Annotated in this window: 9 protein-coding genes; all 9 read right to left on the reverse strand. The window is 45.8% G+C overall.

What is annotated here, in order from left to right; genetic code table 11:
• Positions 1-90 precede the first annotated feature (90 nt).
• Entirely contained in the window at positions 91-2,469 is a 2,379-nt protein-coding gene (locus OSQ85_RS10910) for an HD domain-containing phosphohydrolase (protein ID WP_265823064.1), read from the reverse strand.
• A gap of 94 nt (positions 2,470-2,563) precedes the next feature.
• Positions 2,564-3,715 (reverse strand): sensor histidine kinase, encoded by a 1,152-nt coding sequence (locus OSQ85_RS10915; protein WP_265823065.1) that lies wholly within the window; start codon positions 3,713-3,715, stop codon positions 2,564-2,566.
• 48 nt (positions 3,716-3,763) lie between these two features.
• Positions 3,764-4,762 carry an ATP-binding cassette domain-containing protein gene (locus OSQ85_RS10920; RefSeq protein WP_265823067.1) on the reverse strand — a complete coding sequence of 333 codons (999 nt, stop codon included), beginning with the start codon at positions 4,760-4,762 and terminating at the stop codon, positions 3,764-3,766.
• Between the two features lie 2 nt (positions 4,763-4,764).
• Positions 4,765-5,454, reverse strand: a complete 690-nt coding sequence (locus OSQ85_RS10925; protein WP_407649361.1) for a GTP-binding protein — start codon at positions 5,452-5,454, stop codon at positions 4,765-4,767.
• Positions 5,455-5,462: 8 nt separating this feature from the next.
• The gene (locus OSQ85_RS10930; RefSeq protein WP_265823070.1) at positions 5,463-6,650 is read right to left on the reverse strand and encodes an ABC transporter substrate-binding protein; all 1,188 of its coding nucleotides are present in this window, start codon (positions 6,648-6,650) and stop codon (positions 5,463-5,465) included.
• 141 nt (positions 6,651-6,791) lie between these two features.
• Positions 6,792-8,525, reverse strand: coding sequence for a TRAP transporter permease (locus tag OSQ85_RS10935; RefSeq protein ID WP_265823071.1), 1,734 nt, complete (start codon positions 8,523-8,525; stop codon positions 6,792-6,794).
• 128 nt (positions 8,526-8,653) lie between these two features.
• Complete coding sequence (locus tag OSQ85_RS10940; RefSeq protein ID WP_265823073.1) at positions 8,654-9,616, reverse strand: TAXI family TRAP transporter solute-binding subunit; 963 nt, start codon at positions 9,614-9,616, stop codon at positions 8,654-8,656.
• Between the two features lie 192 nt (positions 9,617-9,808).
• Positions 9,809-10,252 (reverse strand): universal stress protein, encoded by a 444-nt coding sequence (locus tag OSQ85_RS10945; protein WP_265823074.1) that lies wholly within the window; start codon positions 10,250-10,252, stop codon positions 9,809-9,811.
• A gap of 71 nt (positions 10,253-10,323) precedes the next feature.
• Positions 10,324-11,070, reverse strand: coding sequence for a pseudouridine synthase (locus tag OSQ85_RS10950; RefSeq protein ID WP_265823076.1), 747 nt, complete (start codon positions 11,068-11,070; stop codon positions 10,324-10,326).
• Between the last annotated feature and the right edge of the window lie 26 nt (positions 11,071-11,096).

Below are 11,096 nucleotides of genomic sequence, written 5' to 3' on the forward strand. Positions count from 1 at the left end.
GAGGGCTTTTTTTATCAGGGACAATAAAACTGAGACTGCCGCGTCGCTTTGCTCCTCGCAGTGACGTAAGATACTGTCATTGCGGATGAATCAGGATTTTGCCTGCTGTATCAGTCTTTCTATGTCTATATTATCCATCTGGCTTTTCTGTAAATACTTCTCGGCATATTCCATATAAACGCCGCTTCTGAGAAAAAGCTCAAACAACTCTGAATCAATATGGCTGTCTTTCGCCATGAAGCTCATTATTTTCAGCGCCTCTGACAGAGGTTTGGCATTTTTGTAAGGTCTGTCACAGGCGGTGAGAGCCTCATAAATATCTGCTATCGCCATAATCCGGGCAGGTACTGACAGTTCTCCGCCTTTAAGCCTTCTGGGGTAGCCTGTGCCTTTGAGAGTTTCATGGTGAGTACCTGCGTATTCGGGAACACGCCTGAGATTCTCGGTGAACGGAATGCTCTCCAGCATTTTTATTGTCATTATGATATGCTCGTTGATCTTGAATCTTTCTTCGTTGTTCAGCGTTCCCCTGCTTATCAGCAGGTTATAAAGCTCACCGCTGTTATTGAAGTTTTCCGGGACATCCACCCTGAATTTCAGCCTTTCATACTCAGCCGCGTCAATGAGCCGCTCATGCCTGATTATATGCTCCGGTTTATCGGAAAGGAGCTTTTCCGTGCAGGGCAGGGCAGTCTCCGGTATTTCTTTTACACGGAGCTTCTCAGCATTGCTCAGTCCCTGTCTGTCGCTGAAATGCCTTATCCATGTTGTTTCAGCTATTGCCTTGAGTCTTTCCGATTTTGCTTCGTCCATAAATTCGCCGCCTATGTTGCATTCGGCCACAAAGGCGAAATCATCTCTAAGCTGCTGATGTTTTTCAATAAGCTCCGATTCCAGAACTGTTTTCATTTCAGAATTATTTGCGAGTTTCCCGTAATATTCTATGACCGCATCGCGGTAGAGGATTTCAAATCTGGCTCTGACTTCGTGTATTCTGTTGTATATGGTTTCCAGCTTAGTAGCTTTGTCCACCACATACTCCGGTGTTACGACCTTGCCGCAGTCGTGAAGCCATGCGGCGATCTTGAACTCCCTCCATTCCTCCTCGTTCTTGAGGGAAAAGGATTTCATGCTGCCTTCGCTGCTGTCATTCGCCGCTTTTATAAGCATTTCGGCAATTACGGGCACTCTTTCACAGTGACCTCCGGTATATGGCGACTTAGCATCTATTGCCCCGGCAATTATCTTTATGAACGAATCCGTGAGCTTTTTCTGGTCAGCTTCGTACTGCTTAATTGAGTTTGCCATGTTCAGGAGAGATATTGACAGCTTATAAAACTCCTCTATGCGGGTGTAGATTATTTCTGTGCTGCTGTAATTCTGCTCTGCAATGTCAGCGGTCATTTTTTTAAGCCTGTCAATCGGATTGATGAACATTCTTCTGATAATGTACGATACAGGGAAATAGATTATACCCATTATTATGACAGAAATGGCGATTGTTATAAGTAGCGTCTGATTGATGTTTTCGATTATGGACTCTTTGTTGACCATTGAGGCCAGAAACCATTTGTTCCCTATGCTTCCGGGAACCGGGGTTATGACATAAACATATTCTTTATCGTTTTTTTCAGCCGTTGTACCTGTTATTCTTCCATTTACCGCTGACTCAAACACAGCGGAAAGCCCCTCAGAGCCGAGGTCGCCAATCTTACGAAGGGTGTCATGTTTGTTTTTATAGTCAAACGAGGCCGCTATTATTTCCTGTTCGCTGCTGAAAAGAAACAGTCTTCCGTTTATCAGACCTGTTTTGGTTTTAAGCAGTTCAGACAGGGTGTCCAGTGTGTAGTCAGCTCCGCAGACGTATATTACATCTCCCTTTTCATCCAGCGCGGCAGCCGATATTGTTATGCCCGGTTTACCTGTGGATGCAAAGAAATAAGGTTCGGACCAGTGAATCTTTTTTGTTCCGGAAGCCCCTAGAAACCAGTTTCTGGTTCTGGGATCATAGTCTGCGGCTGAGGTTCTGAAAGAGGTGCTCAGGAAATCATTATTTTTATATTGGTAAGTATCTGCTCCTGCTTTTTTGTTCAGGATCCGCAGAGCAAGTTCAGGATCCCGTCTGATTTGAATAAAATTTCCTTCATGATCCGCAATATAAATACTGGAGAGGTTTTTATCGGCTCTGAGCTGCTCCCACATTATGCGGGTAAAAATATCCGTATTTTCAAGGATTTTGGGATTTTCTGTAATATTTGCCAGAACAGAAAGTTTGTCTCCCGTGTTGCGCAGGCTTCCGCTGAGTGAGTCTGTGATATTTTTATTGACTTCAATTATTTTTGATTCAGTGAGCTTATAGGCATGATCCATCCCTCTGAAATAGAAGTTACTGATAAGAAAGAAAGTTAGGACGAGGGTCATGGCGCTGAACAGGGATAGGATGCTTACCGTGAATGTATACTTCTTCATCTTCGCCGCCCCGAAATATTATTTGTTTATAATCCACAATACCATATTACGGTTTAAATAGCTTAACGGCGGGAAAATATTAGCTGTTTAAAGATCAGAAGGGTGAATAGGAGAGGGGCAGTTCCGCAAAAAAGGTAGTTCCGCTTTCTCTGCATGTTTCAAAGCGAACCTTTCCTTTGAGATAGTTTTCGGTAAGAAGTTTTATGCTGTAAGTGCCAAGACCGCGTCCTTTGCCTTTTGTGGAAAAGGAACGCTGGAAAACCTGAAGCTGAACATCCTTTGGCATGAAGCCGTTATTATGGACAAAGAAAACCGCTCTGCCGTCCTCTTTGTAGCAGCCGACAACAACCTGCTCACCTTCAAGGCTGGCCTCAAGGGCATTCTTAAGCATATTTCCCAGAACTCTGCGAAGAATGGTTTTATCTGATTCAAAAATTACGTGTCCTGCGTTTTCAGCCACAGCAACAGATTTATTAAAAGCCGCACTGTGGTTGGAGTATATCATCACTGCTTCGTTGACTATTGCCAGACTGTCAGCGCTTTCGATATTTGTCACCAGCTCTTTCGATTCAGCCAGGTTCAGAAGCCTGTGGGACTGAACCTCCTCCACAAGGGCTTTTGATGTGCCGTAGAGGATTTTATGGTACTCGGTGCAGTCAGCCGGGGGAGGTGAGTCCTTGAGAATATCGCTCATTGTGTGGATCACTCCTGCCAGGTTTGATATATCGTGGTAAAAGATTCTTTCCAGAATCACTTTGCGTTTTTCATCAGCAATATTCTTTGCTATGAAAAGGATATACTCAGAACCGTTAACAGATATGATTCTTGTGGTGATGAGAAGATCAAACGCGTCACCGTGTTCGGTGATTATTCTGCATTCCTTTATTTCATCAGCAAGCAGGTTCGCTCCGAGAATTGCACCCACGGCGCCGCATTGTGAGCAGTATTCAGTTGTTCCGCAGGAGGGGCATCCGTCAACAAAGGCGTGTCTGCATGCCAGAGCCTCTCCGGGGCGCATTCCGAGAAGTCTTTCCTGAACGGGAAGCCCCAGAAAACTCAGCAGGAGCTTATTTGCGAAGATAATCTGCCTGTTTTCGTCCAGAACCGCAACGGTATCCGGCAGGGAATCCAGTATCTGCGCTATGTAGGGAGCATTCCTGATCTCCCTTGACTTTCTGACTATTTCGTCATGGGGAGTCCTTTGCGCAGGTGCAAAAAAAGTATGCAGATTATCGTTTTCTTCCAAATAGTTCCTCATTTACAGACAATACTGAAAAGTTATATCATCTGCAATCTAAATTATTGTATCGTCAATATTATTCAGTCTTCCGCCTGTTCTGAGGATGTTTCTCATGGCCAGAAGCTTTTCATCCAGCTTTCGCAGTGCCTCAAGGCTGCTGCGCTCTTCCGTGGTGGTTTCTATTATTTCGTGAATGCCGCCGTTCTTGATCACTATCCTTTTTGAGCCCATGAGAGCAAGGATAGGGTCATGTGTGGCCATGAGGACAAGCTTTTCCTCTTTCACCAGCAGTTCCAGAGCTTTCTTTCTGTCTATCCCTGCGTTTTCTATCTCATCCACAAGGACAACGGGGGACTTGCTCAGAAAGGCAGTGTCCGCAATCATCAGCGCGCGTGACTGTCCGCCGCTGAGTGAGGTTACAGGAGTATCGGGCTTAAACTTTTCCCCCGCAAGCATATTGGCCTGCTCGATTATAAGCGCTGTTTTCTCAGCGGGGTTCTCCACAAGCCTGCTTTCAGCGTGCATCATAACAAACTCTTCCGCTGTTAAGTCCATTACAAAGTTCATGTTCTGCGAAAGCTGAGCAACAAGCTTATGCTCCAGAGAATAGCGCATTGACAGATCCGGTTTTTCACCGTTTATCAGAATACGCCTCCCGGTGGGTGTGTCTCCGTCCGCCAGCCATTCAATATCAGCAAGAAGGCGGCTTTTGCCCGAACCGGTAGGCCCGACTATGCAGATTATATCACCTTTGTGAATGGTTAGCTGAACATTTTCGAGGTTCCCGCTTTTGTCCTGCCCGCCGACTATGGTGAGGCTGTCTACATTCATCCCTTTATCGTTCATCATGGATTCAAAGTCTGCCGAGAACGCTTCCAGAGAGGCAAAAAAAGTTTCGGGGTCTATGCCCAGATCCTCAAGCTTTTCCTCCGGCACGTTTTTTATGTATTCCGCCGGAGTGGTGTCCATGTTCTCTATCTTAAGACCGAAGCTTTCGAAAAAGTCGGTCATGTATGTCTGTTCGGAAAATTTTCTGTCTGCGGCTTTCTTCATTTTTATTCCTCCATATCCATTTTACGCACATTGCCCATCTGATAGCTGTCGCCGATTCTCCTCTCGCCGAGGCAGTATGAGCAGAGGGCGGAAGGCATGGAGAACCTGAGCATGCGCCCTTTGAGTGTTTCTATCTCCTCACCGCCGCTGAAAAGGCGTGAGAGCTCGTAGGCTCCCTGTCCGGTGATTCCGTTTACGTTCATTATGGTTGCTGCGGGGTTCGCTATCTTTACCCTTGAGGCGAAGACCTCTCTTTCCGCCTGAGACACAATGTCCCCCTTGGTGATGATCACTATATCAGCCGATTTCAGCATGGGGCCTATCTTCTTTGGTGTGTTCACCCCGCTGAGGTTGTCAATGACGCACACGGCAGTGATGTCCTTTATGTGCGGGGAGCATCTGTTGCAGAGACCTGCGCTTTCGCTTATGAGTATGTCAAGCCCCTTGTCACTGCCCCAGCGGACGCACTCCTCAACATTGCTCACAAAAAAATGGTCAGGGCAAAGCGCGCCGGAGAGACCCTTTTTAACGGGCACTCCTTTCTTCTCATAAAGTTTGTCATCGTCAGTGGTGAGGCAGTCAAACTTCACCACGCCTGTTTTAAACCCTCTGGAGGCGAGGGCATCTATCGTTTTCAGAATTACCGATGTCTTGCCCGATGAAGGCGGGCCGGAAACTGTTATAAATCTCATCATCAACCTCAGGAATTTTTGAATACGTTCATTGTTTCTTCTATTACCTGATCAATATCATTATTTTCTATAAAATCCCAGCCGATCCACTTAAACGGAGCGTAATCGGGCAGAACATTCTGCACATCAGGATGTGTGGACGGGAAGAGCCCTTTCTGGGTGAGGATTTCACCGACAGCTTTGCCCGCAACAGCCTGAGCAAGCGGACGGACGCCTTCCTTATCCCTTGCCAGCATGAAAACAGGGCTCACAATTGCTCCGTCCTCCGGGAAGTACACCTTAACGGTTTTAAGTCCGGCGAGCATTTTTGTGAAGAAGTAGGGCATTATGGTGATGTACGGTTTGCCTGCTACTTTTTTCCCTGCGTTTTTAACCATCTCAGCCGGGTGCATGGACTTGATAAGGCATTTGCCAAGCTTCCGCACTCCCTCCATGCCGTGCTCCTTGTAAATGTTCAGGAGGATGGCGTTAAAGAGGTCGAAATCGCCTACAGGGAGCGCCACCTTGTTTTCGTATTCCGGACGGAGGAGATCAGCCCATGTTTTAGGCTCAGGCAGGTCTCCCTGCTCCTCAAGGTTCAGCATAAACACCGCAGGAACGAGAGACACTATGGAGAGTATATCTCTGGGGTCTTCCAGCTTAAGGTCTGTGAATCTGGGGTTTATTCCAGTTTCAACCAGGTTTCTGAAGCTGCCGTCTGCCTGAAGCTTATCGCGGAAGCTTCTGCTGAAAAAAAGCTCAAACCCTGCTGAGAGGTATATATCCGCCAGTGAGTCGGTTGATTCAGCGTTTCTGATTTCAGCGTTCATCCAGTCCGCACCCACAGAGGCTGCCTCCAGCTTGTAAGTAACGGAAACGCCTTCGCTCTCTGCGTATGCATCTATCTTTTCAAGTATGGGAAGGCGCACAGGGCAGGGGAGAAGCCCTTTCATGCTCACTGCTCCTTCTGTTTTTGTTTTTTTAAGGGTAACATCCGCAGCGGCTTCGTTGGAGTTCACCTTGTCCTCAAGGAGCGCCACGAAGGTATCTACATCGAATTTCTTGTTTTTCAGTGCGGTTTCCAGCTTGAGGAACTTGCCGAGCGTGTTGAGCTTGGCATCGTCCTTAAACTGCTCAAAACCGTTTGATATGAAAATGTCTCTGGTTTCAGGGTGGTTGTCGATAATCTCTTTAACTGTCATCTGTGAAAAGCTCATGTTTTACCTCTGCGATTTATATTTATAACCCGTTTATCCGTCTTTGTGAGTTTAAATATAAAGAATGGAGAGAAAAATGAATTGACAGATGTCAAATAAAACAAAAAAAGACCGGAGTTTTACCTCCGGTCATGAAAAATCTTATACTGCTTTAGCAGGTGCAAACCTGTTTCTGATTGAGTAGAACCATGCGAAGCTGAGGAAATATGAATACATCCATGTACCTATCGCAATCATTATAAAGGCTTTGATTATGTCCGCTGATGAACCGTTAAGGGTAAAGGCAGGTACATAACCGAACAGGAACGGCGCAAGGTAGAGGAATTTTGCGAACTTGAATGAGTTAAACGCAGTTTTCCACATATGCGCCTCCGCTATTGCTGCTCCTGCGAATGCGGCGATGCACACCGGCGGTGTTATGTTTGAGTCCTGGCTGAGCCAGTAAACAATCATGTGCGCCGCTATTGGGTTTACGCCGAGGTGGGTAAGCGCGGGTACTGCAACAACCGCTGTAATAAGGTATGCAGCCGTAACGGGTACGCCCATTCCGAGGATGAGTGATGCAAGTGCTATCAGGAGGATGGTGAGCCAGAGCTTTCCTTCCGCAAGACCGATAACTATGTCAGCGAAGGTGAGTATAAGCCCGCTGAATGTAAGCATGGCGATGATTATACCTATTACACCCACGGTAGCCCCGATCTTAAGGCTGCTTTCCGCCCCTTTTCTGGCTGCGTCAATCATTCCTGCAAGGTCTATCCTCGTCTCTTTCTTAAACCAGCTTATAACAAGGCAGGTGAGTATGCCCACAACGGCGGAAAGACCGGCGTCATAGCCTATAATCATCAGCACTGTAATAACAGCCAGAGGGAGTATATAGTACCAGCCTTCCTTGAAGATCTTCATTGCTGATTCTTCGGATTTTTCACCGCGGATGTTATGAATCTTCGCTTCATAATGCACCATAACGAAAACGCTGAAAAAGTACATCATAGCGGGGAAGATAGCTATAAGCATTATTTTGGAGTAGGGGATGCCCGTAAGTTCCGCCATGATGAAGCCGCCGGCGCCCATGATCGGGGGCATGAACATGCCGCCTATTGAGGCTGCGGGTTCAACTGCGCCTGCCACATGAGGTTTGAAGCCGACTTTCTTCATCAGAGGGATGGTAAAGGCTCCGGTTGACACTGTGTTTGCTATCGCACTACCTGATATAGAGCCGAAAAGCGCACTGGCGATAACAGCAACCTTTGCGGGGCCGCCTGTTCTGTGACCGACCAGAACAACGGGAAGATCTATGAAGAATTTCTGCGCACCGGATTTTTCAAGGAATGCTCCGAAGATAACGAACAGAAGCACGTATGTGGCAAGAACATCCGCCATAATTCCGAACACACCGTCATTTTTATAGAAACAGGTATTAGCTATTTCCATGAACGAACCGCCCGGATGCATGAGAAGCTCAGGTGCGTATGGTCCGAAAACACCATATGTAAGAAGGACAGCACCGATTATAACGAAAACTGTTCCCACCGCCCTGCGGGCAACCTCGATTCCTATGAGTACGCCTATCATGGCTATGATTCCGTCTGTCTGGGTTTCCGCGCCTGTTCTGTAGTTCAGGGCTTCAAAGTTAGCCATGAAATATATGACAGTAATAGCTGACAGAGCTAAAAGAATATAATCCACAATGCGGAAGAATATGCTTTTTGATTTGTAGACAAGGAAAACAAGTATGTATGTAACAAAGACATACACACCTTTATGATACTGGGTGGCTGCGGGCACTACAAGCGCCGAATATGAATAGAAAAGAACAAGGAAGAGCGCCATCCCGTCAAAGATATATTTTTCAATTTTTGAAAGCTTATCGTACACTTAAGTCCTCCGACAAAACCAGATTAACCCTAATAAAAGCGGCAGGTATGCCCTGCCGCATATTGATTTCTGCTGTTTTAATAAGGGTGCTGCCGGAAGAAAAAACTTCCGGGCAGCGGTTTTTCTTCTTACTTAAGAACGCCTTTTTCTTTCCAGTATTTAGCTGCGCCGGGGTGAACAGGAGTGGCTATACCTGTAAGGCCGCCTTCTATGCTCATTTCCTGAGCTGATTTGTGGATTTCTATAAGGTGTTTGAAGCCTTCGGGGCTGTAAACTGCCTTAGTCATTTCATAGACCACGTCAGCGGGTACGTCTTTGTTAACTACCCATATAGCGCCGTCCTGAATTGTTTCCACAGGCTGAGTCTGGCCTTTGTAAGTGTTTGCAGGTATAACAACTTTGGAGTAGAAGGGATATTCTGCTATGAGGCCGCCTTTCTGAGCATCGCTCCAGAGGCTCATTATTTTAACATCTGTCTGGAGAGCAGCTTCTATAACTGAAGAGTTGGGGAAGCCGGCGAATACCCAGAAGCCGTCAAGCTGGTTGTTGCCGAAGGCTGATGCTGCGTTTCTGTAGCCGATGAACTGAGGCTTCATTTTGTCCCATACCTTAAGCTGAGTGAAGTAACGCTCAGCGTTGGAAGCCGCGCCTGAACCGGCATCGCCCACGCCCACTCTTTTACCTGCGAGGTCAGCAGTTGAGTTAATTTTGGCATCTGCTCTGACTATCATGTGTGCGGGTGCGCCGTAGAAATAGCCAATGGCCATTACGTTTTCATACTTTCTGGTATCGCCTGTGAGTTCTCCTTTTCTTGCAAGGAAAACATCACCGGCATAAGCAACGCCCATGCTCGCTCTGCCGGAGTCAACAAGCCTAACGTTCTCAACTGAACCGTTGGACGCACTGGCAAGTATTCTGATGTCCGGTGTTTTGATAAGCTGTGCTATACCGTTGGCATAGTACATGAATGTTCCGCCTGAGGGGCCGCCTGAAAATTTGTACATTGCTGCGGACGCAGCAGCGGGAAGAGCTATCAGCGCCGTGCAGAGCGCAGCAATAGCAAAAGCTGTTTTGAAAAGTCCTGACTTCATAAAACTTCCTCCATCTTTAATTATGAAAAAATACCATTAAAAGGTACTAATTACAACGGTTTTGTTCTTTTTATAATCGGGTTTCTTTTTGTAACTTATTTAAATATTGAGTCTTTTTTTGCTTTCAATGCAAATTCACTGTCACTGTTATTGCAGAAATTGTTAAACAAATATTAAGTCAGAGAAACTGTATCAGCGGGAAATTAGCACGGAGCAGTGGGCTCTTCTTGCAACTTTTTCAGTGATGCTGCCGAAGAAGAAGCCGTCCAAAGCACTCTTGCCTTTGGAAGATATTACTATCAGATCGCAAGCCATGGAGTCGGCTGTTTTGATGATTTCATCATAAGGGTTGCCGTGGCAGATACGCACGGTCGGTTTAACTATGCTTCCTTTGAAAACATCATTTTTTATTTTTTCTATTTCATGATCAATATGTTCGTCAAGGTGCTTGTTAATTTCATCTATCTTGGAGTCATCAAGGAAAAAGAGGGGGAGGTTTTCTGCTTCTTTGGCTTTGACATGGATTATGACAAGTTCGGAGTTGCACAGCTCTGCGATTTCCTTAGCCTGATTAACAGCAACTCTGGATGCGGAGGAAAAATCTGTCGGAACCAGTATTCTCTTCGGCTTAAACATAAAATATCTCCTGTCAGCTTTATTGTATTCAGAATATTATTCTATTTTGATTCTTTTGAGGTGAAGAGATTTTAAATATGGTTTGAAAAATAATCAAGAAAATTGTCTGACCTTTTGGAAGTTTCTTCAATTTTGTTAACCGATGTGTATTCACAGTGAAGCATCAGGCGCGGAAATTCTGCACCTCCGTAAAGCTTGTCGCCAATAATCGGGAAACCGGAATGCGCCAGATAAGCTCTTAGCTGGTGTCTGTTAGCCTGCTTAAGTTCAGCCTGAACAACAGAGCAGTCTCGCATCAGCATTCTTCTGGAAAAACGTGCAGGATTAAGACCTTTATTATCAAGCACTTTAACCTTCTTTCTCTTTGCCGCATCAATGGCATTATCCATGTAAAGCTTCTCAGGAAACACTCCCTGAACCACTGCAATATACACCTTTTTCAGTTCTGTGATTTCCGTTTCTTTCTCCACGGCGGCAATGATTCCGTCTGTTTCAAAGTCCAGTCTGGATATGAGCCTGTGTGTTTCAGGGACAAGATCGCTTATTGCAGTCTCATCATCCGGCGTATGACGTTCACTATGAATAAAAGGCGGTTTATAATAGAAAATAACGCCGTTCTTTACTGATATAATAAAAGAATCTGCATCAATAATGCGCCCGGTGTTTTTTACCTCAAGAAGCGGATTTTCATCTCCGTTTAATTCAATATCTTTACGGAGAGTTTTCCCGTTCAGAACAACCCTGCCTTCGGTTATATATTTCTTTGCGTTTCTGCGTGAAATACCGTATATCTCACTTAATCTTGCGGACAGTCTCATGGGCTGTATTTTATCATAACGGAGCA

Source organism: Geovibrio ferrireducens (assembly GCF_026226615.1).
GTDB classification, from domain to species: domain Bacteria; phylum Chrysiogenota; class Deferribacteres; order Deferribacterales; family Geovibrionaceae; genus Geovibrio; species Geovibrio ferrireducens.